This is a genomic window from Clostridium sp. C105KSO13, from assembly GCF_001517425.1.
GTDB lineage: Bacteria > Bacillota > Clostridia > Lachnospirales > Lachnospiraceae > Muricomes.
The window spans coordinates 62555-84926 of record NZ_FBWL01000169.1 but is presented as its reverse complement, the minus strand read 5'-3'; the positions used below and the strand labels follow the sequence as shown (position 1 = coordinate 84926).

General features: G+C 43.2%; 25 protein-coding genes, 1 other RNA gene and 1 pseudogene. 5 read left to right on the top strand and 22 right to left on the bottom strand.

Going from position 1 to position 22372, the window contains the following annotated elements; translation table 11 throughout:
• Positions 1 to 102: 102 nt before the first annotated feature.
• The 12 genes and pseudogenes from BN3456_RS16340 to BN3456_RS11440 all read right to left on the bottom strand — a co-directional run.
• Positions 103 to 438: pseudogene (locus tag BN3456_RS16340) on the bottom strand (DUF2703 domain-containing protein); the annotation flags it as partial.
• A gap of 2 nt (positions 439 to 440) precedes the next feature.
• Positions 441 to 1484, bottom strand: a complete 1044-nt coding sequence (arsB, locus tag BN3456_RS11490) for an ACR3 family arsenite efflux transporter (RefSeq protein ID WP_278280300.1) — start codon at positions 1482 to 1484, stop codon at positions 441 to 443.
• Positions 1471 to 1797 (bottom strand): ArsR/SmtB family transcription factor, encoded by a 327-nt coding sequence (locus BN3456_RS11485; protein WP_089984280.1) that lies wholly within the window; start codon positions 1795 to 1797, stop codon positions 1471 to 1473. The genes arsB and BN3456_RS11485 overlap by 14 nt, the downstream gene beginning before the upstream one ends.
• Positions 1798 to 1929: 132 nt before the next feature.
• Positions 1930 to 2217, bottom strand: a complete 288-nt coding sequence (locus BN3456_RS11480; RefSeq protein WP_141654515.1) for a 23S rRNA methyltransferase — start codon at positions 2215 to 2217, stop codon at positions 1930 to 1932.
• A gap of 187 nt (positions 2218 to 2404) precedes the next feature.
• A complete protein-coding gene (locus BN3456_RS11475) occupies positions 2405 to 3409 on the bottom strand; it encodes a GGGtGRT protein (RefSeq protein ID WP_089984278.1) in 1005 nt (334 codons plus the stop codon).
• A 61-nt stretch (positions 3410 to 3470) separates the two neighbouring features.
• Positions 3471 to 4163 carry an iron-sulfur cluster assembly scaffold protein gene (locus tag BN3456_RS11470; RefSeq protein WP_089984277.1) on the bottom strand — a complete coding sequence of 231 codons (693 nt, stop codon included), beginning with the start codon at positions 4161 to 4163 and terminating at the stop codon, positions 3471 to 3473.
• A 111-nt stretch (positions 4164 to 4274) separates the two neighbouring features.
• Positions 4275 to 4790, bottom strand: a complete 516-nt coding sequence (locus BN3456_RS11465) for a CinA family protein (protein WP_089984276.1) — start codon at positions 4788 to 4790, stop codon at positions 4275 to 4277.
• Positions 4791 to 4792: 2 nt separating this feature from the next.
• Positions 4793 to 5335, bottom strand: a complete 543-nt coding sequence (gene pgsA / locus BN3456_RS11460) for a CDP-diacylglycerol--glycerol-3-phosphate 3-phosphatidyltransferase (RefSeq protein ID WP_089984275.1) — start codon at positions 5333 to 5335, stop codon at positions 4793 to 4795.
• Complete coding sequence (gene rimO, locus BN3456_RS11455) at positions 5335 to 6657, bottom strand: 30S ribosomal protein S12 methylthiotransferase RimO (RefSeq protein ID WP_089984274.1); 1323 nt, start codon at positions 6655 to 6657, stop codon at positions 5335 to 5337. The genes pgsA and rimO overlap by 1 nt, the downstream gene beginning before the upstream one ends.
• 58 nt (positions 6658 to 6715) lie before the next feature.
• Entirely contained in the window at positions 6716 to 6958 is a 243-nt protein-coding gene (rpoZ, locus tag BN3456_RS11450; RefSeq protein ID WP_089984273.1) for a DNA-directed RNA polymerase subunit omega, read from the bottom strand.
• A gap of 3 nt (positions 6959 to 6961) precedes the next feature.
• Positions 6962 to 7600 (bottom strand): guanylate kinase, encoded by a 639-nt coding sequence (gene gmk / locus BN3456_RS11445; RefSeq protein ID WP_089984272.1) that lies wholly within the window; start codon positions 7598 to 7600, stop codon positions 6962 to 6964.
• 17 nt (positions 7601 to 7617) lie between these two features.
• Entirely contained in the window at positions 7618 to 8496 is an 879-nt protein-coding gene (locus BN3456_RS11440; RefSeq protein ID WP_089984486.1) for a YicC/YloC family endoribonuclease, read from the bottom strand.
• Positions 8497 to 8664: 168 nt separating this feature from the next.
• On the opposite strand from BN3456_RS11440, the gene BN3456_RS11435 reads away from it, so the two are divergent.
• Positions 8665 to 10401 carry an Rqc2 family fibronectin-binding protein gene (locus BN3456_RS11435; RefSeq protein WP_089984271.1) on the top strand — a complete coding sequence of 579 codons (1737 nt, stop codon included), beginning with the start codon at positions 8665 to 8667 and terminating at the stop codon, positions 10399 to 10401.
• A gap of 76 nt (positions 10402 to 10477) precedes the next feature.
• On the opposite strand, the gene BN3456_RS11430 is transcribed toward BN3456_RS11435, so the two are convergent.
• From BN3456_RS11430 to pheA, 3 genes are read right to left on the bottom strand one after another with little or no spacing between them, the layout of a single operon-like run.
• The gene (locus BN3456_RS11430) at positions 10478 to 11296 is read right to left on the bottom strand and encodes a DUF6612 family protein (RefSeq protein WP_089984270.1); all 819 of its coding nucleotides are present in this window, start codon (positions 11294 to 11296) and stop codon (positions 10478 to 10480) included.
• A 3-nt stretch (positions 11297 to 11299) separates the two neighbouring features.
• Positions 11300 to 12595 carry an ATP-binding protein gene (locus BN3456_RS11425; protein ID WP_089984269.1) on the bottom strand — a complete coding sequence of 432 codons (1296 nt, stop codon included), beginning with the start codon at positions 12593 to 12595 and terminating at the stop codon, positions 11300 to 11302.
• Between the two features lie 35 nt (positions 12596 to 12630).
• Entirely contained in the window at positions 12631 to 13761 is a 1131-nt protein-coding gene (gene pheA / locus BN3456_RS11420; protein WP_089984268.1) for a prephenate dehydratase, read from the bottom strand.
• A 178-nt stretch (positions 13762 to 13939) separates the two neighbouring features.
• Here pheA and BN3456_RS11415 point away from each other — a divergent pair, with 178 nt between their 5' ends.
• From BN3456_RS11415 to BN3456_RS11400, 4 genes are all read left to right on the top strand, one after another.
• On the top strand, positions 13940 to 14317 hold the full coding sequence (locus tag BN3456_RS11415; RefSeq protein WP_089984267.1) for a putative ABC transporter permease: 378 nt from the start codon (positions 13940 to 13942) through the stop codon (positions 14315 to 14317).
• A gap of 76 nt (positions 14318 to 14393) precedes the next feature.
• Positions 14394 to 14930 (top strand): nitroreductase family protein, encoded by a 537-nt coding sequence (locus BN3456_RS11410; protein WP_089984266.1) that lies wholly within the window; start codon positions 14394 to 14396, stop codon positions 14928 to 14930.
• Between the two features lie 38 nt (positions 14931 to 14968).
• Positions 14969 to 15889, top strand: coding sequence for an aspartate carbamoyltransferase (pyrB, locus tag BN3456_RS11405; protein WP_089984265.1), 921 nt, complete (start codon positions 14969 to 14971; stop codon positions 15887 to 15889).
• Between the two features lie 41 nt (positions 15890 to 15930).
• A complete protein-coding gene (locus BN3456_RS11400) occupies positions 15931 to 16377 on the top strand; it encodes an aspartate carbamoyltransferase regulatory subunit (protein ID WP_089984264.1) in 447 nt (148 codons plus the stop codon).
• 410 nt (positions 16378 to 16787) lie between these two features.
• Here the strand turns inward: BN3456_RS11400 and BN3456_RS11395 are convergent, their stop codons facing one another.
• The 7 genes from BN3456_RS11395 to BN3456_RS11365 form a co-directional block, all read right to left on the bottom strand.
• Complete coding sequence (locus tag BN3456_RS11395) at positions 16788 to 17819, bottom strand: 3-deoxy-7-phosphoheptulonate synthase (RefSeq protein ID WP_089984263.1); 1032 nt, start codon at positions 17817 to 17819, stop codon at positions 16788 to 16790.
• A gap of 136 nt (positions 17820 to 17955) precedes the next feature.
• Positions 17956 to 18306: RNase P RNA component class A (rnpB, locus tag BN3456_RS11390), an RNA gene on the bottom strand.
• Positions 18307 to 18387: 81 nt separating this feature from the next.
• Positions 18388 to 18864, bottom strand: coding sequence for a ribonuclease HI (gene rnhA / locus BN3456_RS11385; RefSeq protein WP_089984262.1), 477 nt, complete (start codon positions 18862 to 18864; stop codon positions 18388 to 18390).
• Positions 18854 to 19567, bottom strand: coding sequence for an MBL fold metallo-hydrolase (locus tag BN3456_RS11380; protein WP_089984261.1), 714 nt, complete (start codon positions 19565 to 19567; stop codon positions 18854 to 18856). Before BN3456_RS11380 ends, rnhA begins: the two co-directional genes overlap by 11 nt.
• On the bottom strand, positions 19564 to 20028 hold the full coding sequence (locus BN3456_RS11375) for a MogA/MoaB family molybdenum cofactor biosynthesis protein (RefSeq protein ID WP_089984260.1): 465 nt from the start codon (positions 20026 to 20028) through the stop codon (positions 19564 to 19566). Before BN3456_RS11375 ends, BN3456_RS11380 begins: the two co-directional genes overlap by 4 nt.
• Positions 20029 to 20115: 87 nt before the next feature.
• Complete coding sequence (locus tag BN3456_RS11370; protein WP_089984259.1) at positions 20116 to 21393, bottom strand: amidohydrolase; 1278 nt, start codon at positions 21391 to 21393, stop codon at positions 20116 to 20118.
• Positions 21394 to 21419: 26 nt separating this feature from the next.
• Positions 21420 to 22241, bottom strand: coding sequence for a purine-nucleoside phosphorylase (locus BN3456_RS11365; RefSeq protein WP_089984258.1), 822 nt, complete (start codon positions 22239 to 22241; stop codon positions 21420 to 21422).
• Positions 22242 to 22372: the final 131 nt, after the last annotated feature.

The window sequence follows — 22372 nt, the reverse complement described above, 5'->3', positions numbered from 1 at the left end:
TTCTCTCCTTCTGAAATAATTGTTGAGGTTTTGGGGTAATTCATAAGATACTTCGGCATTATATTCCCTTCCATAAAGAACACCTAGGATACCATCCACAATCATAGCCACAGGTGGTTGTTCGTACTCTTTACCATCATAAACGAACACCCGGCAATCCACGCTGTCACCGCACAGATCACCGCAATCCTTGCAGTTGCTTTCTTTCAGTTCACTGCATATATCCACACCATTTACACGGATGGTAGGTGAACTGATGAAGTGGTATTGTTCTGCCAATTCCTTCGTAGTAACATTGATTTTCATAACTTCTACAGTGTAATCCAAGGTCTGAAACACTGGAACCAAGAGCCTTACTGCTTCATCCAATGTATCACTGGTTGCAACACACCGTTCACAGGTATTTAAATCGAGATATAGAAATTCTATTGTTACCATTTTCATTCTTTAAACCACCCCTTCGTTTTGTTTGCTATCCGCACAAGTACAAGCATCACTGGCACTTCCACCAATACCCCGACAATCGTAGCCAGTGCAACGGGGGATTGTGTGCCAAACAGAGCAATGGCAACAGCAACAGCAAGTTCAAAGAAATTCGATGCTCCAATCATTCCCGCTGGAGCCGCTATGTCATGGGGCAGCTTCAATACCTTACTCGCCAAGTATGCGATGAAGAATATCAGGAATGTTTGAATGATTAGCGGTATAGCAATCAAGACAATGTGGAGTGGATTATCCAAAATCACTTTTCCTTGAAATGAAAAAATGATGACCAATGTCAGTAACAATCCAATGATAGTTACATTACTGAATTTGGGGATAAACTCGTTATTAAAATAATCTTCACCCTTTCGCCTGACAATTTGTATCCGTGTGATAATACCGCCCGCAAGCGGGATAACAACAAACAACCCAACCGAAAGAAGCAAAGTATCCCACGGAATAGACACACCCCCGATGCCAAGAAGGAACGCTACAATCGGTGTAAATGCTACAAGTATAATCAAGTCATTCGTTGCTACCTGTACCACGGTATATGCTGGGTCACCTTTTGTTAAATGGCTCCACACAAAGACCATCGCCGTACATGGAGCCGCACCGAGTAATACCGCTCCGGCTAAGTAATCCTTTGCTAAGTCCGCAGGAATCAAAGCCTTGAATACCACAAAGAAGAAAAGACTGGCAATACCAAACATGGTAAACGGCTTAATCAGCCAATTCGTTACCCACGTCACAAATAAACCTTTTGGATTCTTACCGACATTCTTAATACTCGCAAAATCCACCTTTAACATCATCGGAAATATCATTAGCCATATCAAAATGGCTATCGGGATAGAAACCTGTGCATATTCCAGTTTACCTAAAAAGGATGGAATAGCCGGAAGAAACTGCCCAATTAACACTCCTACCACCATGCAAAGGATAACCCAAACAGTCAGATACCTTTCAAAAAAACCAATGTCCTGTTTACTCTTTTCCACAGATACATCCCCCTTCCTTACAAATACAATCTTCTTTGTCTGTTGTAATCGCACACAAGAAATTCTTAAAGTCCTGTACTTTTTCGCCATTCAAGGAATAATACATCCACTTTCCCTCTTTGCGACCATTTACCAACCCACACTCACATAAAATCTTCATGTGGTGTGAAAGTGTTGGTTGCTTGATGTTAAATTTCTCTAAGATTTTACAGGCACAAAGTTCTCCACATGACAGCATATCAACAATCATAAGCCTGTTTGTATCTGCCAGTGCCTTAAATAATTCAACATTCTGACTGTACTTTATTCCCATTTCAAACCTCCTTATATAGATGATTGTCTATGTATAATATATTCTTTACATAGATGATTGTCAATATATCAATCTGTTTTATTTCCGACAAAAAAATAAGAGGTAGCTTTTATTCTGGCTGCCCCTTACTTTCTATATTTCGTTTATCATACCAAAATGACAAAATGCTTGTTTAATCACTTCCATTTTTTCTTGAGAACATGGACGGGTTGCAAATTCATCTGTCTTTCTATTGGATGCTTGCTTCGGTTCTAATCCACACTCTCTCTTTGCCTGTGCTATATTAGCTGTGTGTACCTTCATCCCATAAGTTTCTAAGATATACTCCTTAATACGGCTATAGGTTGGCTTCGTATTAACCTTATCTTTCTGCTTCACTTCCATCGTAATTTTCACAGTGTTGATATCTCTGCGTGACAAAAGTACACACGTCTCGACGTGCAACAGAATGGATATTTGTTCTTACTGCCTAGCAAAGCAATGTATAGCTTCATTATTTATTTTACTGTAATATCCTCAAATGCCGCAATATTAGGGCGTCTCTCTTGTTTCGTCAGATATCTAAGTGCATCTTTTCCGGTCACTTGTGACCTGTCAATAAACACCCCTATCTCTGGGACATAGCCTCTTCGATTGAAACCGCCACGGCCACCGTCATTCCAACCATCGGGTTGTTTCCTGCCCCAATCAGTCCCATCATCTCTACATGGGCCGGCACAGAGGAAGACCCTGCAAACTGGGCATCTGAGTGCATGCGTCCCATTGTATCTGTCATACCGTAGGAAGCCGGACCTGCTGCCATATTATCCGGGTGGAGTGTGCGTCCTGTACCGCCGCCGGATGCCACGGAGAAGTATTTTTTACCCTGTTCGATACACTCTTTCTTATATGTACCTGCCACCGGATGCTGGAAACGAGTCGGGTTTGTAGAGTTCCCTGTGATAGATACGTCTACCCCTTCTTTATGCATGATTGCGACACCCTCACGCACATCATTTGCACCATAGCAGTTTACCTTTGCACGAAGTCCTTCAGAATAAGAAATTCTCTCGACTTCTTTGAGTTCTCCTGTGTAGTAGTCATATTCTGTCTGTACATATGTAAATCCATTAATTCTGGAGATAATCTTTGCAGCATCTTTTCCAAGACCGTTCAAGATTACACGGAGAGGTTTTTTACGCACTTTGTTCGCTTTCTCTGCAATACCGATAGCACCTTCTGCTGCCGCAAAGGACTCGTGTCCTGCCAGAAATGCGAAGCAGTCTGTGTCTTCTTCCAGAAGCATCTTTCCTAAATTTCCGTGTCCAAGCCCTACCTTTCGCTGGTCAGCAACGGAGCCCGGGATGCAGAATGCCTGAAGACCTTCACCGATTGCAGCTGCAGCTGCAGCTGCAGTTGTGCATCCTTTTTTGATTGCGATAGCTGCACCTGCAATATATGCCCAGCAGGCATTCTCAAAGCATATCGGCTGGATTCCCTTAACCTGGTTATATACATCAAGCCCGGCATCTTTCGTAATTTTTTCTGCCTCTTCAATAGAAGCAATGCCATAGCTGTTTAAAACATCATTGATTTTATCAATTCTTCTTTCATATGATTCAAATAAAGCCATTTAATTGTCCTCCTGATTTATTCTGTGCTGCCTGTTATGTAACATCAATAATCTTTCCCTGTTATTCTTTACGGGGATCGATAATCTTTACAGCTTCATCAACACGTCCGTACTGGCCCTGTGCCTTTTCCCATGCTTCGTTAGGCGTATCTCCGGCCTTGATGAAATCTGTCAGTTTTCCAATGCTTACAAACTGATATCCGATAATCTCATCATTGGCATCCAATGCGATTCCTGTCACATAGCCTTCTGCCATTTCCAGGTAACGAGGACCTTTGGCTAATGTACCGTACATTGTACCCACCTGAGAACGAAGTCCTTTTCCCAAATCCTCCAGACCTGCACCTATTGGAAGACCATCCTCGGAAAATGCACTCTGTGTTCTTCCGTATACAATCTGTAAAAACAATTCTCTCATGGCTGTGTTAATAGCATCACAGACAAGATCTGTATTCAATGCTTCCAAAATAGTCTTTCCGGGAAGTATTTCTGATGCCATAGCTGCAGAATGAGTCATTCCTGAACACCCGATTGTCTCAACTAAAGCTTCCTGAATGATTCCGTCTTTTACATTCAGTGTCAGCTTACAGGCTCCCTGCTGCGGAGCACACCAGCCTACACCATGTGTCAGACCGGATATATCTTTCACTTCTTTTGCCTGTACCCATTTTGCTTCTTCCGGAATCGGAGCTGGTCCGTGATTTGCACCTTGTGCTACCGGACACATCATCTCTACTTCATGTGAATAAATCATGTTTTAAAACTCCTTTCAATATGTGGTTCTTGTTATACTTTTAACGCCGTACATGTGACATTTTCCCACAATTCCTGACATTCGTCAATCGTGACTTTTTACAAACTGCAATTATAAGTCTTCTATTTCTTTCAGTGCCAGCTTCAAAGCCTCCTCCACTGTGGAAACTCTGTTTTGCATTCGGCTGCCTTTGAACTGGAACTTCACCACATTTGTCCTTCCGCAGACACAGCATCCTATATATACCAGCCCCACCGGCTTCTCTGCTGTGCCGCCTCCGGGTCCGGCAATACCTGTAGCACTTAAAGCGACTTCCGCACCTGCTGCCCGGGCTGCTCCTTCTGCCATTTCTTTTGCTGTCTGCTCGCTGACAGCCCCATAGCTTTTCAAAGTCTCCCGGTCCACGCCCACCAGACGTTCCTTTGCCTCATTGGAATAGGTAATATAACCTTCACTTAGGACATCCGAAGCTCCGGCAACATTGACCAAAGTTCCTGCAATCATACCTCCCGTGCAGGATTCCGCTGTTGTTATGGTAAACTTCCGCTTTGTCAGGGCGTTCACCAGACGTTCCTCTAAGTCCATTTCTTCGTCTTTTGTTTTCTGCCACATCCACTCCGGATACATTATTACATTCCTCCCTGTGTCAGCACCTGTCTGTTTTTCCACACATAATCTACTAAAGATATAATAGTCAATACAAGCGCAATCCATACAAATATAGAACCAATCATATCAAAAACACCGCCCAGATCTGCAATCAATACGATAACCATTGCCATCTGAAACACGGTCTTAAACTTTCCCCAATAGCTTGCGGCAATCACAACTCCGTTGTCGGAAGCCACCAGACGGAATCCGCTAATAATAAATTCTCTGCTTATAATCACAATAACGATCCAGGCTGCCAGTTTATTCACCTCTATCAAACAGATCATAGCAGAACATACCAGAAGTTTATCCGCCAGAGGGTCCATGAACTTTCCGAAGTTGGTAACCAAATTATGCTTTCTGGCAATTTTCCCATCCAGTAAATCAGTCAGACTGGCCACAATAAATAAAGCAAGTGCAATCCACTTATTCGCCAATCCTCCTGCATTTGTCAACATAAAAAACACAAAAACCGGAACCATAAAAATCCTTAATATTGTTAGTTTATTAGGCAAATTCATTATATCAGACCTCCTATCAAATCATAATCTGCTGCACCGGAAACTTTTACTTTTGCAAAATCTCCAGAATTTAATTCTTCCCCTGTATTAACAAAAATCAGACCGTCCACATTTGGTGCATCCCTGTAAGTTCTGCCTACATAGGCATTTTCGTCTGCCACTTTTCCTTCGATCATTACAAGAACTTCCCTGCCTATCATGTTTTCTGCCTTATCAAATGCGATGTCCTGCTGAAGCTCCATCAGTTCAGCCTGACGTTCTTCTTTTAACTCCTCTTGAACTTGATCCGGCATTTCGGCTGCAGGCGTATCTTCTTCCGGCGAATAGGTAAACACTCCCAACCTGTCAAATTCCATCTCGTCTACAAATTCCATTAACTCTTCATGCTGTTCTTTTGTCTCGCCGGGAAAACCTGTAATCAATGTTGTGCGCAGGCAGATGTCCGGAATTTCCGTCCTAAGCTTGCCGATGATATCTACCAGCTCCTGCTTCGAGGTCCGTCTGCCCATCCGCTTTAATATCTTGTTACTTGCATGCTGAATCGGCAAATCCAGATAGTGGCAGATTTTTTCTTCCTCCTTCATGACCTGTATCAGCTCGTCGGTAATTTCCTCCGGGTAGCAGTACATCACGCGGATCCACCGGATGGAGCTTATTTTACACAGTTCTTTTAAAAGCAGGTGCAGGGACTTCTTCCCATAAATATCCTTTCCGTAAAGAGTTGTTTCCTGTGCCACAAGAATCAATTCCTTCACTCCCTGTTCTGCCAGGGATCTGGCCTCCTCTAAAAGCTGCTCCATGGGAACGCTTCTAAAGTTGCCCCGAATCTTCGGAATAATGCAGTAAGTACAATGCTTATCGCACCCTTCAGCAATCTTTAGATAGGCGAAGTGCCCACCTGTAGTCACCAGACGCTTTGTGGAAACGTCTGGAAGGGCATCCACATCTTCCATTGTGACAGTAGAATGCCCTTTAAGCGCCTCGTCTATAACATCCAGAATCTTGTCATAGGAAGCTGTTCCAAGGATTGCATCCACTTCGGGAATCTCGTCCAAAACCTCCTGGCGATAGCGCTGGGCCATACACCCGGTTACGATGAGAGCCTTAAGATGCCCCGCTTTTTTGTATTTCGCCATCTCCAGAATATTCTGAATGCTCTCCTCCTTTGCATCCCGGATGAAGCAGCAGGTATTTACCACAATAATATCTGCTTCTGTCTCTTCATCTGTCATTTCATATCCTCTGGATGAGAGCAGACCCAGCATCACTTCACTGTCAACCAGGTTTTTGTCGCATCCAAGAGAAATAAACAGTATTTTCATTAAAACCTCCCATTTTGAAAGGCAGATACCCTATGTGCATCTGCCCCCATTTTTATCTCTATTCTTCTGTGTTTTCGGCAATAATCTTCAACTTTCCTTCATTCAGTTCTTGAACCGCCGTGGAAAGAGGCTTCTGGTCTTCCTTCGTAGATATCAGCGGTAGTTCTCCATCAATTAACTGTCTCGCCCGCTTGGATGTTGCCATTACAATGGAGTAGCGGCTGTTTACAATCTTTGTGCTGCCCTCCTCGACATCCTGGTTAACAACCTTCATCAAATCTGTGTAAGATGGATGTAACATATCTTATGATTCTCCTTTCAAACTTCTGTTAAGTTCTTCTTTTATTTCCTGCATAAATTCTATATTGCGAAAACTTCTGGAATGCTCCGCCTGAATAATTGCGTGCATTTCTTCTGCACAGCGGCTTAAGCTGTCATTCACAACCAGATAATCATACTTATCCATGCCTTTGGCCTCCTGGGCGGCGCGTTTCATCCGGCACTCAACCACTTCCATTGTCTCTGTGCCCCTGCCCACAAGCCGCCTTTTAAGCTCATCTGCATCAGGTGGGGTGACAAACAAAAGCAAGGTTTCCGGAAAAGCCTTCTTTACCTTCAATGCTCCCTGAATCTCAATTTCCAGAATAACATCCCGACCTGCATTCAACTGCTTTTCCACATAATCACGGGGTGTACCATAGTAATTTTCTACATACTTAGCATACTCTATCAATTCTTTTTTCGCAATCTTTTTTTCAAATTCTTCTGTTGCCATAAAGAAATATTCTCTTCCGTTAACCTCCCCTTCTCTTGGCTTACGGGTCGTTGCTGAGATAGAGAGGGCATAATTTTCTCCATGGCGCAAAAGCAGTTCCTTCATTAAAGTCCCCTTACCAGAGCCGGAAAAACCGGAAACAACAATCAAAATTCCTTTCTTACTCATAACTGACTTATCATCCTTTACTCAATATTCTGAATTTGCTCCCGCACCTTCTCAATCTCTGTCTTGAGACCGATGGCACAGTTTGATACTTCTAAATCATTTGCTTTAGATAGGATCGTATTCGCCTCCCGGTTCATTTCCTGGGCGATGAAGTCCAGTTTTCGGCCAATGCCTTCCGTCTCCTCCAGGGTAGATCTCATATGGCTGATGTGGCTCTTCAAGCGTACTGTTTCCTCATCTGTACAGATTTTATCGGCAAAAATAATCACTTCCGCGGCAATCCTGCTTTCCTCTATCTGTGTATCTGCCAGGAGTTCCCCGAGCTTTGTCTCCAATTTCTCGCGGTACCGGGTCACGATTTCAGGGGAATGTTCTTCTATGACAGCAACCATTTTTTCCATACCGTCGAGTTTATCCAGAATATCTTTCCTGAGGTTTTCTCCCTCTGTCACCCTTGTCTCCACAAACTGTCCAAATGCACCTTCCAGTGCCTGTTTCAACCCGTTCCAGAGCTCTTTTTCATCCTCACTTTGTTCCTCCATTGTAATTACTTCGGGACAACGTGACAATGTGGAGACTCGCACATCATTTTCCAGTCCGAATTTCTCTTCCATCTGTTTGAAATATCTCAGGTATTCCGCCGCCAGAAAAGCATTGTATTTCAAAGACACCTGATTCTCCGATGTGTCCTCATAATTAATAAAAATATCAATCTTTCCTCTGCCTGCATATTTCTTCAGCAAAGACCTTATAGATGTTTCAAAAAAATTAAGCTTCTTCGGCATTCTGATATTCACATCCAGATAGCGGTGATTCACACCTTTTAGCTCTACCGTAAACTTTCTGGAGCCTTTCATTATCTCACATCTTCCAAAGCCTGTCATGCTCTTTATCATGTCTGTATTTCCTTTTCCTTTAGAATAAGTCTTTATGCTCAAAGGCATTGTATGTCATTATACTCCAGTTTCCTGAATTAGGTCAACCTTTTTGCATTCTGTTTCACAATTCCAATATTTGTGATATACTTTTTCAAGGAAACAACCATTATCTTGGAGGAATTTATTATGGCATTTGACGGAATTACTGTGGCCTGTCTGGTCCACGAATTGAAAGAACAACTATTAGGCGGAAGAATTGCGAAGATTGCACAGCCTGAGACAGATGAACTGCTTCTCACTATAAAATCCCCTGGGGGGCAAAAGAGGCTCAGCATCTCTGCAAGTGCATCGCTGCCGCTTGTTTATCTGACTGAATCTAACAAGCCAAGCCCTATGTCTGCCCCGAATTTCTGCATGCTTCTCCGCAAGCACATCAGCAGCGGCCGAATTACAGACATTTATCAGCCTGGCCTGGAACGTATTATTCATTTTACCATTGAACATTTGGACGAACTGGGGGATGTCTGTCAAAAAGATCTAATTGTAGAAATTATGGGCAAACACAGTAATATCATTTTTTGTAATACTGAGGATAGGATTATTGACAGTATCAAGCATGTGCCTGCTCAGATGAGTTCTGTCCGGGAGGTTCTGCCCGGCAGGGAATATTTTATTCCGGATACTCAGAATAAATCTGACCCTTTGACTGTGAAGGAAGCGGAATTTATAGAAAAGCTTACCGAAAAACCCATGCCTCTTTCAAAGGCAATTTATACCAGTTTCACAGGTGTCAGCCCTGCTGCAGCGGAGGAAATCTGTCATCTGTCGGGGATAGATTCTTCTATCACACCAAAAGAATTATCAGAAGATGTGCTGCGGCATTTATATAATCAATTTACTTTTTTCTTTGTTTCTGTAAAAGAAGAAAAGTTCTTTCCCGCCATCTACTATGACGGCCCGGAGCCAAAGGATTTCTCTGCGCTGCCACTGACTCATCTTTCCGACTATGCCCGAAAAGATTTTTCCTCTATGTCCCAGGTCCTGGAAACTTATTACGCTTCAAAAAATGCACTCACCCGCATTCGGCAGAAGTCGGCAGATTTACGTCATGTCGTGCATACCGCCCTGGAGCGCAGCCGAAAGAAATATGATCTGCAGTTTCGGCAGATACGGGATACCCAAAACCGTGATAAATACAAGATTTACGGAGAACTCATCAACACTTACGGTTATCATTTGGAAGAGGGGGCAAAAAAGCTGGAGGCCTTAAACTATTACAATAATGAAATGGTTTCCATTCCGTTGGATTCCACAAAAACTCCCCAGGAGAACGCCCAGCGTTACTTCAATAAATATAATAAGCAAAAGCGTACCTACGAAGCACTTTCTAAACTTATTCAGGACACAAAAGATGACATTGCTTATCTTGAATCCATCAGTACCTCACTGAACATTGCTATGACAGAAGATGATCTGGCTGAAATCAAAGAAGAGCTTATCCATTCCGGTTATATGCGTAAGAAGGTTAACCACAAAAAAGTGCACATAAAAAATAAGCCGCTGCATTATATCTCCAACGATGGTTTCCATATGTATGTGGGGAAAAACAATCTACAGAATGATGAACTCACATTCCGTTTCGCTGTGGGGAACGACTGGTGGTTCCATGTAAAGAATGCCCCAGGCTCACATGTTATTGTCAAAACAGAAGGCGTAGATCTGCCCGACCGTACTTTTGAGGAAGCCGCCCGTCTTGCCGCCTACTATTCTAAGGCACGGGGAGGTGAAAAGGTGGAAATCGACTATGTAGAAAAGAAACATGTAAAAAAGCCCAAGGGTGGAAAACCTGGGTTTGTTGTCTACTATACAAATTATTCCCTAGTGATAGACAGTGATATCTCTCAAATTCAAGAAGTAAAATAAACTATGTGTGAGCCGGACATCTTTTTCCGGCTCCCTTATTGTCAGTGGGCTGTAAAAAAGTTAATGTGGCTGCACACTAGGCGGCTTTTGCTGCAGCCTTTATATCCGCTGGGACTTCAATTTTCTGTGTCTGGTTGAACCCTGTATATTCCAGCTTAATCATAAAGTTGTTTATATTTGTAGTTTTCCCGTTCTGGTCATACAGGTCATTCATAACATCTGTCATATCTATCATAATCCTGGCTGGGAGCAGCTTTTCCTTATATATGTCTATTGTAATGGGAATCTTCATGTTTGCAATTGTGTCTGTTCCGGGAAGATTGACTAATCCGAAAGCCCCCACCATATCCAGTCCCATAAACTGCAGAAGTTCCTTTCCTGTAATATCCCCGTACATTTCATAACACTCTTTTTTCTCTAATTGAATTGGTTCCTTTGCAATTCTAAAAGACTTAAGAGTTTTTCCCGATTCCTGGAACAGACCTTTGTTCAGTGCGGTGTTTTTTGAATGGTTTGATGTTTCCCTGCTCCATTTCCCATACATACTGCTATAGGTGACAAATTCTTGTCCTTCTTTTATCTGATATATCTCTATGTCGCTTCCCACTTCTGTTCCGCTCAAATTTACATGAGCAGATCCTTTTGCATGTCCCGCCATAGGCTTTGTCGTATTTTCTGTCTTCATATCCATGGCAATCTCTGTGGTCTGCAGCACATCCTCCAGTTCAACATCCATATTCAGAGAATTAGAGACAGATTTCACCTTCGCCAAATTCCCCGTCACCTTCGACATCAGACTTTCAGGTGTCATTTTACGGTTGCATCCGGAGATACTATTTACACACCACACGCAGACTATAAGCGTGCAGATTGTCTTTTTAATATACCTTTTCATAAATCAGCCTTTCTGACCCAGCAGATAATCGACAAATTGCTGTGCTGTCCTGCCTGTCATTCCTCCATGGGTAAGCTCCCATCTATTTGCCTGCAAAAGGAGCTCCTCTTCAGGCATTTCTATTGCATTCTGCCTTGCCAGTTCCATAACTATCTGCTGGAATTCCTTTTTATCCGGCGATCCGAAATAAATAGTCACGCCAAATCTGGCGACAAGAGACAGCTTTTCCTGAACCGTGTCGTTCGTATGCAGTTCTTCGTCCCTGTCCGCCTTATCTTTGAATGTCTCACGGACAAGGTGACGCCGATTGGAAGTGGCGTAAATCAGAACATTATCCGGTTTTCTCTCCAGCCCGCCCTCGATCACAGCCTTCAGGTATTTGTACTCAATCTCAAACTCTTCAAAAGATAAGTCATCCATATAAATAATAAATTTATAATTTCTGTTTTTGATCTGAGCAATCACATCATTCAAATCCCGGAATTGATGCTTGTAAACTTCTATCATACGCAGTCCCTGTCCATAATACTGATTCAAAATAGCTTTGATGGAGGAAGATTTCCCTGTTCCCGCGTCTCCGTATAAAAGGCAGTTGTTCGCCCTTCTACCCTCCACAAATGCCTCTGTATTGTCAATCAGCTTTCTCTTCGCAGACTCATATCCTACCAGGTCATCCAAGTGTACATGTGCAATGTTTGAAATAGGAACGATCTTAGTTTCTTCCCCTTTAGAATGCTCCACTCTGAAGGCCTTGTGAAGTCCAAGCTTACCTACCCCAAACTCCCGGTAAAATTGTGTCAGAATATCTTTAAACACATTCACGTCAGAGGCTTCTCCCAACGTCTTTGCCAGATGACAGATTCTGTCACGTATACGCTTATTAAATACTTTACTTCCCTCATTTATATTTTTATATCTTTCCAATATAGAAAAAGAGTCTACATTTAGTTCCTTCTCCATGTTTTCAAAATCATAATCATACAATTCTTTAAACACTGCAAAATCGTGGAAAGCAATTGCATTGATACTGCCCTCCACTGGTCCTACAATTTCACAGGAAGTGCTGTAGGCGTTTTCATCATTGGCCAAAAGAAATGTCAGATATACATGCCACAGATTACCCTCAAACCCATGACTTACGGATAATTCAAGGATAGCATTTATACAGTCAAAAAATAACGTTCTCAAGTCCTCTCTATTATAATATTCATTGTTGTAATTCTCCACCAGAAACGTCATGTCATGGAGGATATCCCCATATTCCATGTTTTTATACAACATCAACTCATTCGTACGCATTCCTTTCCTCTTCTCCAGTGTGCCGGGACACTTATTTAATAATTACCAAGTATCTTTAAATTCATCGCCTCTTCCCGAAGGCCCCGGATTGCATTTTTTACCGCCGCATCTCCCATATTTCCTTCGAAATCTGCAAAAAAGCGGTATTCCCAGCTTCTTCCTTCCACAGGGCGGGATTCAATCCTGCTCAGGTTTAAATCATTGTATATAAAATGAGACAATATGTGATATAAGGAACCACTTTCATGGGGTACCTCAAAACAAATGCTGATCTTTGAAGCATCCTTGAGGAAAATTTTCTGATTCGTCACTATGATAAATCTGGTGGAATTATTCGGCTCATTATTAACGTTATCCTGCAGAACAGACAGTCCGTGAAGTCTGGCTGCGTATGCACTGCATACAGCTGCCTGGGACTTGTCCTTATCCTCCAGGACTTTTTTTGCCGCAAGGGCCGTATTCATCACGCTAATCTGCTGCCAGCCACTGTGCTCATCCAGAAAACGGGAGGTCTGCATCAGAGCCTCAGCCTTGGAGTATACTTTTTGGATATCCTTTAGCTTCGCCCCCGGCAGGCCGGCAAGTGTATGAGCTACAGGAATAATTGTCTCGCCTACAATATAATTTTCAAACTCCACAAGTAAATCATATACTTCATTTACAGCTCCTGCGGAAGAATTTTCAATGGGGAGTACCGCATAGTCTGCAGACCCCTCCTCAATAGCTTCCATTGCATCCCGAAAAGTCCGCACATGGAAACTGTTGCATTTTTCCCCGAAATAGTGCTGCATCGCCGCCTGCCCGTAGGCCCCTTCCACCCCTTGAAATACAATTCTTGCATTCTGCTTATCCAAGGAAGCAACCTCAATAAACGGCAGACGCCCCAGCGCCCCCTCTTCCGCAAGAAGGCGGTACTGTAATTTTCGACTCATAGACATCAGTTGTTCATACAATTCCCGGATTCCCTTCATATTAAAGTCCCCGGATACTTTAGAAGCCACATCTAAAAGCTTCTCCTGCTCCCTTTGACGGTCAAATATCTTGCTGCCCGTTTTAACCTTTAGCTCGCCGACTTCTTTGCAAACCTTCATCCTGTTCTCATATAATTTCACAATCTGCCCATCTATTTCATCCAACTGCAGCCTGAGCTCTTTCAATGTAGACATTTTTGCTTCCCCTTTCAGACCAAATAATCATATGAAAGTTATTATAATACATTTGCCAGTATAATCCAAATATTTTTTTGAGTATGTAACTTTGCATATTTAATGCGCCTGAATATTATCTGAATTTTTCTGGAAATATTATGTATAATTTTCTTCTTTTCAAACCATACTTCTGAATATGAAAAAGAAATTTATGTTATGTGGCACCATCGGTTGGTGTATGGAAATTATATTTACGGCAATCCATTCATTCAAGAAAAAGGAATATACTCTGATGGGACGCACCTCGATCTGGATGTTTCCAATCTATGGAGCAGCATGCCTTCTCACCCCTTTGTGCCGACGGATGAAAGGTAAAAACACGGTCCTTCGAGGCGGTGTCTATACATGCTGCATTTTTCTTGGCGAGTTTGTCTCCGGCAGCATTCTGCAGAAGCATCATGTCTGTCCCTGGGATTACAGCAAGGCCAGGTACAATGTAAACGGAGTTGTAAGATTTGACTATGCCCCTCTCTGGTTCGGAGCAGGACTGCTCTTTGAAAAAATTCTTCGATGATGTTATGTCTTCCTGTTGAAAATCTTTTTATTTTAGTATATGATTAACAAAATATAATTTAAACAGGAGGTAAAAAATGAACGTTATTGAATGTATCAAAGGTCGGAGAAGTGTCCGTAAGTATAAGCCGGATCCAGTTGGACATTCTACTATTGATTCTATTGTTTCTGCAGCATCCTATTCTCCTTCTTGGAAAAACACCCAAATTACCCGTTACATTGCAATTGAAGACTCTTCTATTCTCGACAGGATTGCCGATGAATTCACGCCGTCCTACAATTCCAGTATTATCAGACAGATACCGGTATTGATTGCTGTCACTTTCGAGAAGGGGCATTCCGGCTTTGAGCCTGATGGTTCTTATACTACTAAAAAAGGTGGTGGATGGCAGATGTTTGACGCCGGAATATCCTGCCAAAGTTTCTGCCTGGCCGCAAAGGAATTGGGACTTGGCACTGTCATTATGGGAGTCTTTGATGAAGATGGAATATCAAAACTTTTGAATCTTTCCGAAGATCAAGAACTGGCTGCATTAATTGCATTAGGACATCCCAATGTCAGCCCTAATACGCCGGCACGCAAATCCGTAGAAGAATTACTACAATATAGATAAAATGAAATATGCTTTATTGACGCATAAGGAGGTTGTTTATGAAACATTTGATGAGTCCTCTGGATTTTTCCGTTGAGGAACTTGACGAACTTTTAAATCTGGCACAAGACATTGAGGCACACCCTGATAAATATGCCCATGCCTGCGATGGCAAAAAGCTTGCCACTTTATTTTATGAGCCAAGTACACGTACCCGGCTGAGCCACGAGGCAGCTATGCTTAATTTGGGAGGCAGTGTCATGGGATTTTCCTCTGCCGATTCAAGTTCCGCAGCAAAAGGAGAGAGTGTTTCAGATACTATCCGCACAGTCTCCTGCTATGCGGACATCTGTGCTATGCGTCATCCAAAAGAAGGTGCACCCATGGTTGCCTGCCAGCACTCTTCCATTCCGGTTATAAACGCAGGGGACGGTGGGCATCAGCACCCTACACAGACACTGACAGACCTTTTAACCATTTTAAACGTAAAAGGACGTCTGAACAATATGACAATCGGCCTATGTGGGGATTTAAAATTCGGGCGAACCGTACATTCTCTGATTCATGCCCTGGTGAGGTATGAGGGAATCCGATTCCTCCTCATTTCACCCGAGGAACTAAGACTGCCTGACTACATTCGCCACGATGTATTGAAAAAGAATAATATTCCTTATGAAGAAGTGGTCCGTTTAGAAGATGCATTGCCAAAACTGGATATTTTATACATGACAAGAGTACAGAAAGAACGCTTCTTTAACGAGGAAGACTACGTTCGTATGAAAGACTTTTACATATTAGATAAGAAAAAAATGAAATTGGCTCCCAAAGATATGTATGTACTTCATCCTCTTCCCAGAGTGAACGAGATATCGGTTGAAGTAGACGATGATCCAAGAGCTGCATATTTCAGGCAGGTACAGTATGGCGTCTATGTACGAATGGCACTCATCCTTACCCTGCTGGACGTACACGTTGATTAAGCAGCCCATTTTAATATACATTAGCTAAGAAAGGAAAAATCATGGTAAATCATACATTGAACGTTGGCCGTATCTCAGAAGGCTTCGTATTGGACCACATTGAAGCCGGTAAGAGTATGGAACTTTATAGATACTTGCATCTTGACAAACTGGACTGCTGCGTTGCTATCATTAAAAACGCAAAAAGCAATAAGATGGGAAAAAAAGACATCTTGAAAATAGAGTGTCCTATAGACATCATAAGTCTGGACATTCTCGGCTTCATAGACCACAACATCACCGTCAATATCATCCAGAATGAAGAAGTTGTAGAAAAAAAACGCCTGACTCTCCCAAAAGAGATTAAAAACGTCATCCACTGCAGGAATCCAAGATGCATCACCTCAATTGAGCAAGGTCTTGACCAGATATTCATACTGACAGATAAAGAAAACGAAACCTATCGCTGCAAATATTGCGAAGAAAAATATTCACAAAAAGGGGTCTGACCCCTTTGCACTCCATTTTCAGAATATTCTACCAACTAAGGAGAGCAGAAATACCCACGATCAACCTGTGCAAGCTTGCTTGCTAAAGGTTAATCGTGGGTATTTCTATTCGGCGAGGCCGCCGAAGCGAGATGAAGCGAAGCGGAATCGAGCTTGCTCTCCTGGACGCCTTCATATATTATCATCCCACAATTATCAACCTGTGCAAGCTTGCTTGCTAAAGGTTAATCGTGGGTATTTCTATTCGGCGAGGCCGCCGAAGCGAGATGAAGCGAAGCGGAATCGAGCTTGCTCTCCTGGACGCCTTCATATATTATCATCCCACAATTATCAACCTGTGCAAGCTTGCTTGCTAAAGGTTAATCGTGGATATTTCTATTCGGCGAGGCCGCCGAAGCGAAGCGCACATGCTAACAGTTTTCAGCTATCTTATAGATTAGCCGCTCTGTATCCTCCCACCCCAGACACGGGTCAGTAATTGATTTTCCATACATCATTTCACTGCCGATACCCTGGCAGCCTTCGACCAGGTAGCTCTCTATCATGACCCCTTTAATCAGCCTTTTCAGCTCCGAATTATAATTGCGGCTGTGCAATACTTCACTGACAATACGTATCTGTTCCTTATACTGCTTATTTGAATTAGAATGGTTGGCATCTATCAGCGCCGCAGGATTCTTCAAATCTCTCTTATTATACATATCCAGAAGTCTCACCAGATCCTCATAGTGATAATTTGGTATAGATGTACCGTATTTGTCTACACCACCCCTTAAGATAACATGTGCGAACTCATTTCCATCCGTTGTCACATCACTGCCACGGTAAATAAAAGTGTGGGGACTCTGTGCAGCGACTACAGAATTAAGCATCACAGAAAAATCTCCGCTGGTAGGATTTTTCATTCCAACCGGAATATCCATTCCGCTGGCTGTCAGCCGGTGCTGCTGATTCTCCACAGACCGGGCTCCAACTGCCTCATAAGACAAAAGATCATCCAGGTAACTTCTGTTTTCAGGATACAACATCTCATCAGATGTTGGCATGCCCCCCTCTTCAATAGCGCGGATGTGCATTTTCCGAATAGCAATAAGTCCCGCTAGAAGATCCGGTGCCTGGTCCGGATCCGGCTGGTGAAGCATTCCTTTATACCCCTCTCCTGTAGTTCGGGGTTTGTTTGTGTACACTCTTGGGATAATCATTAGTTTATCTGAAACCTTCTCGTTCACCACCGCCAGCTTACTTATATACTCACACACTGCATCTTCATTGTCAGCCGAACAGGGACCAACCACAACAATGAACTTATCTGATTTCCCTCTGAATATATCTTGAAGCTCCTCATCCCTTTTTCTTTTTAGTTTCTTTATACTGTCTGACAGAGGATACTCTGCCTTTAAATCTGCCGCATGAGGCAGCCTTGCGTTTGTCCGCATTCCCATGACACTACCTGCCTTTCCAATAACATTTTATCTATAACTCAAAATGACGCCCGCAAAAAAGGGGCATCATCACTTTTTCCTATTTCAATTTGACGCGCTTCCTGCGTGCATGTTTCCTAACTTATATAGTTAATACTGGTTAAGCAAGACTGTAAGCCGGGTTATGTCTTGGACAATCATCTATCTAGGCCTGATGTCGCCACCAGGCTCAAGCGACCTACCTAAAGCGTGACGGGCCGCCACACAGCTTTTATTCGGTCTTGCTTCGGATGGGGTTTACATGTGCCCTCTCTGTTACCAGGGAGGCGGTAGTCTCTTACACTGCCTTTCCACCCTTACCCGGGATAAACCCGGGCGGTTTATTTCTGTTGCACTGGCCTTAGAGTTGCCTCCACCGGACGTTATCCGGCATCCTGCCCTGTGAAGCCCGGACTTTCCTCGTCTGCTGCCTTTCGGCACCTGCAGCCGCGATTGTCTGTCTTGCTTAACACAATTATGTATTATACTATGTATTTTTCCTTCTGTCTACAGATTTATTTTATGATGAGAGTGTAAACTGTTCTATGAATTATGCCAGTCCATCATCAACTATTAACTTATCACCGTCTGCTGCCCTGGTTGCCAGTTCATCGCACCTTTCGTTCTGAGTTTGTCCAGCATGTCCTTTTACCCAATGGAACGTAACTGTGTGCTGCCTCTTTACTGCTAAAAGGCGCTTCCATAAATCCACATTTTTCACAGGTTCATTTTTGCCGCGCTTCCATCCTTTTTTCAGCCATCCGTCAACCCAGTGCTGGTTAAATGCATCCACCACATATTTTGAATCTGAGTAAACCTCCACTGTACAGGATTGGTTCAGCGCCTCCAGGCCGGCAATTACAGCCATCAGCTCCATCCGATTATTTGTTGTCTTAACGTAGCCCTGGGACAGTTCCTTTATGTGTAGTTCTCTGTTTTTATCCACATACTCCAGAACTGCTCCATAGCCTCCCGGTCCGTCCGGGTTTCCTCTTGCCGCTCCGTCTGTGTACAATTTAACCTGCATGGTTTGCTGTTCCTCCAATCTCCAGTTGAAATACCTGACCTTCTTCGGATATCTGCTGAATTTTATCTGCATACTCTTTCGTACAATCCTCCAGTTGCAGTCTGTCAAAAATGCTATAGTTATCCCAAAAATGCATGGGGAATACAGCTTTTGTTTCTGTTCGTTTCATAAAACAGTCGAGCCCCCAGCAGTATTGGTCGCCCAGGCGTGGATCTACCGGTATGAAAGCAACGTCAATCTTCATTCCCTGGAGTTTGTTAATCTCACGCTGATAATTGCGGCGCATCATCGTATTATATGCCTCGCCTTCCTCTTCCCAGTGCCACCAGTTCAAATCCCCGGCATGATAAACAGTATATTCCTCATATCGCAGAAGAAATGCAACACCTTCATCAGTGGAGCGCAGCGTACGTATTTTACACCCGTCTATCTTTTCCTCTTGGTTTGGAGCCATAAAAATAATATCCTCACCGGCGTCTGTATCTATATCATCAGAAACAATAAAATGAACCCCGGGAATCTGCTCTCTCCATTTAAAAATATCATTTCTATAATGGTCAAAGTGGGCATGACTGATAAAAACATAAAACTTCTTGTCTGTATTTATCTTTGGTAATTCTCCTTTATAAAAATCAAATAAAAAGTACGCAGTTTCCACTTCCACAAGAAACCCGCTGTGACTTAAATAGGTTATACGTATCATTTACTCACCATCTCCACTACATGTACTAATTCCGGAAGGATATATTCCAGGCTTTCCTTTGCAGCCTTGACTTTCCCCGGAAGATTTACCAGTAACGTATTCTTTCTAATACCTGCTGCCGAACGGTCCAGGATTGCTCTTTTGCTGTACCGTAGGTTATAAGCCCGCACTGCTTCCGGAATCCCCGGCAAAAGCCTGTCCGATATATCCGCAACCACATCCGGAGCACAGTCGTTCTCCTCAATCCCCACAGCGCCGGTGGTCAGAATCAGATTCACTGCTTCTGTATCTGACAGTCTCTCCAATACTGCAGATAACACCTTTTTGTCTTCCGGTAAAACACCGGCAGCCTTCACCTCAAATCCCACCTGTTCCAGCATCCGTTTCAGCGCGGCCGTAGCAGCACTCCCCTTTTTTGCCTTATATAAACCTGTATCCAACGTAAATATTGCCGCCTTCATCTTACAGTACCCCTTTCTTCAGAGCTGCAAAGGGGACTGTCCCCTTTGCCTGTCGTTTTCAGAATATTCTGTCTTTATTTCTTACAGCTACCCTAAAATGCGCCGTGCCGATTCGTTTGCTTTGGCAAATATCTCTTCTTTCGAAGAATCCAGATAGTAGTCTCCGTCCTGATAAAGAATTTTTCCGCCTACCATGGTCATTTTTATATTCTGCTTGCTGCCGCTGTAGACTAGGTTCTTCTCTATATTCTGAATCGGCTGCATATTGGGCTGCTGTAAATCTATCAAAATCACATCCGCTTTCTTTCCCACTGCAATAATGTCACATTCCGGGAGTCCCATCGCATGTGCCCCATTTACTGTTGCCATTTTAAGAACTTCCATAGCGGGAACAGCCTCCGGATCGTCACACACTGCCTTTTGCAGACCTGTCGTCAAAAACATCTCCCGGAACATATCCAGGCAATTGTTACTTGCCGGTCCGTCAGTTCCAATAGCAACAGGTATTCCCATATCCAGATATCTTTTTATTGGAGCTATACCGCTTGCAAGTTTCAGATTTGAGGCGGGGTTGGTTACAATATAGAGGCCTCTTGATTTTACAATGTTAAAATCTGCTTCATCCAGGTGAACACCATGGAACAAGCCGCCGCCATACTTAAAAAGCCCCAGGGAATCCAGGTATGCAATAGGGGTCATGCCTGTTCTGCTCCTGCAGTCCTCCACTTCCTTTTTGGTTTCAGAACAATGCGTATAAACCGGAATCTGATATTTCTCTGAAAGTGCCGCAAGTCCCTCCATCAGTTCTCTGCTTGTGGTATATTCTGCATGAAATCCCAACTGATAGGATATCAGCTTGTCTGGATCTTGGCTGTAACGTTTATAATCCTCCTCTACCTGCTCAAGTGTGCCTCCGAAATTATTGATACTCTCACAGATAACCGTGCGGAAACCGGTTTCTTCTGCAACCTTCTCTTCCACAGGTTTGTCCAGGTACATATTAAAAACAGATGTAATACCACTTGTCAGATATTCCATAATCGCCAGTTTATTCAGCCAGTAGATATCTTCACCTGTCAGCTTTGCCTCCGCAGGAAATACTCTCCTATTCAGCCACTCATCCAGCTTCATATCATCTGCGTGAGAGCGCAGGAATGTCATGGCAGAATGAGTGTGGGCATCTTTAAAGCCGGGCATCAGAAGATTTCCCTGACCGTCTATTTCTTTATCCCATATTTCCCTTGTATCCGGCACCTGAGGGCCGGCATAGGCAATGGTATCTCCTTGCACCCACACTTCACCGTCAAAAATTTCTTTTTCTGCCTCCATTGTCAAAATTCTTACATTATAAATTCGAATGTTCATCTTAACTACCTTCCCTTTTGGTATTTTTACATTTGTTCGATGATCCGCGTCACCAGACGTTCAAATTCTTCTCCGCGCTTATCAGCCACGGCCTGAACATCCAGATGGCTCAGTTCTTCTTCTGCAATACCCGAGGCCATATTTGATACACAGGAAATTCCGCACACGCGCACATCTTCATGGCGGGCAGCAATAGCCTCGCAGGCGGTGCTCATTCCCACAGCATCCGCACCTAGCGCGCCAAACATTCTGATTTCGGCAGGGCTTTCAAAATTAGGACCTGTGGTCTGCAGGTACACACCCTCATGAATTACTATGTTCTCTTCTTTTGCCACTGTACGGGCTAATTCCAGCCACTTCTCATCATAAATATGAGTCATATCTGGGAACCGGGTGCCTAACTCTGACACATTTTCCCCAAGCAGAGGTGACGGTACGAAATTGGATATCTGGTCAGTAATCAGCATGAAATCTCCTGCCTGAAAATTCCTATTGATTCCTCCCGATGCATTTGTAAGTAACAGGGTCTCAATTCCCATCATCTTCATCAACCTGGTGGGAAGTACTACATCTTCCATGCTGTACCCTTCGTAATAATGAACCCGGCCTTTCATTACAACCGCCGGAACATCACCGATATATCCAAGCAGAAACCTGCCGTCATGCCCTTCCACAGTAGATACAGGAAATCCAGGAATGTCCCCATAAGGAATCTCGTGCTCAACCTTCATATTCCTGGCGTAATTTCCCAGCCCCGACCCAAGAATCAATCCCACACGGGGTTTAAAGTCTGTTACAGACCGGTAATATTCATAACACTTCATCAACTTTGCATATTGTCTGCTCATATTGCCTCCTCATATCAACAATTGTACGATATAGAAATTGTATCACATCTTTTTAAAGATTAGTAGACCCAAAAAGCTTCTGCCGCCGTCCATATAAATCATAGATTTGCTTGACATTTGTATATTGCTGG

Coding starts and splice junctions, on each gene's coding strand:
- BN3456_RS11485 (WP_089984280.1), bottom strand. CDS start 1,797: ATGGGAATAAAGTACAGTCAGAATGTTGAATTATTTAAGGCACTGGCA.
- BN3456_RS11475 (WP_089984278.1), bottom strand. CDS start 3,409: ATGGCTTTATTTGAATCATATGAAAGAAGAATTGATAAAATCAATGAT.
- BN3456_RS11470 (WP_089984277.1), bottom strand. CDS start 4,163: ATGATTTATTCACATGAAGTAGAGATGATGTGTCCGGTAGCACAAGGT.
- BN3456_RS11465 (WP_089984276.1), bottom strand. CDS start 4,790: ATGTATCCGGAGTGGATGTGGCAGAAAACAAAAGACGAAGAAATGGAC.
- pgsA (WP_089984275.1), bottom strand. CDS start 5,335: ATGAATTTGCCTAATAAACTAACAATATTAAGGATTTTTATGGTTCCG.
- rimO (WP_089984274.1), bottom strand. CDS start 6,657: ATGAAAATACTGTTTATTTCTCTTGGATGCGACAAAAACCTGGTTGAC.
- rpoZ (WP_089984273.1), bottom strand. CDS start 6,958: ATGTTACATCCATCTTACACAGATTTGATGAAGGTTGTTAACCAGGAT.
- gmk (WP_089984272.1), bottom strand. CDS start 7,600: ATGAGTAAGAAAGGAATTTTGATTGTTGTTTCCGGTTTTTCCGGCTCT.
- BN3456_RS11440 (WP_089984486.1), bottom strand. CDS start 8,496: ATGATAAAGAGCATGACAGGCTTTGGAAGATGTGAGATAATGAAAGGC.
- BN3456_RS11435 (WP_089984271.1), top strand. CDS start 8,665: ATGGCATTTGACGGAATTACTGTGGCCTGTCTGGTCCACGAATTGAAA.
- BN3456_RS11430 (WP_089984270.1), bottom strand. CDS start 11,296: ATGAAAAGGTATATTAAAAAGACAATCTGCACGCTTATAGTCTGCGTG.
- BN3456_RS11425 (WP_089984269.1), bottom strand. CDS start 12,595: ATGCGTACGAATGAGTTGATGTTGTATAAAAACATGGAATATGGGGAT.
- pheA (WP_089984268.1), bottom strand. CDS start 13,761: ATGTCTACATTGAAAGAGCTCAGGCTGCAGTTGGATGAAATAGATGGG.
- BN3456_RS11415 (WP_089984267.1), top strand. CDS start 13,940: ATGAAAAAGAAATTTATGTTATGTGGCACCATCGGTTGGTGTATGGAA.
- BN3456_RS11410 (WP_089984266.1), top strand. CDS start 14,394: ATGAACGTTATTGAATGTATCAAAGGTCGGAGAAGTGTCCGTAAGTAT.
- pyrB (WP_089984265.1), top strand. CDS start 14,969: ATGAAACATTTGATGAGTCCTCTGGATTTTTCCGTTGAGGAACTTGAC.
- BN3456_RS11400 (WP_089984264.1), top strand. CDS start 15,931: ATGGTAAATCATACATTGAACGTTGGCCGTATCTCAGAAGGCTTCGTA.
- BN3456_RS11395 (WP_089984263.1), bottom strand. CDS start 17,819: ATGGGAATGCGGACAAACGCAAGGCTGCCTCATGCGGCAGATTTAAAG.
- rnhA (WP_089984262.1), bottom strand. CDS start 18,864: ATGCAGGTTAAATTGTACACAGACGGAGCGGCAAGAGGAAACCCGGAC.
- BN3456_RS11380 (WP_089984261.1), bottom strand. CDS start 19,567: ATGATACGTATAACCTATTTAAGTCACAGCGGGTTTCTTGTGGAAGTG.
- BN3456_RS11375 (WP_089984260.1), bottom strand. CDS start 20,028: ATGAAGGCGGCAATATTTACGTTGGATACAGGTTTATATAAGGCAAAA.
- BN3456_RS11370 (WP_089984259.1), bottom strand. CDS start 21,393: ATGAACATTCGAATTTATAATGTAAGAATTTTGACAATGGAGGCAGAA.
- BN3456_RS11365 (WP_089984258.1), bottom strand. CDS start 22,241: ATGAGCAGACAATATGCAAAGTTGATGAAGTGTTATGAATATTACCGG.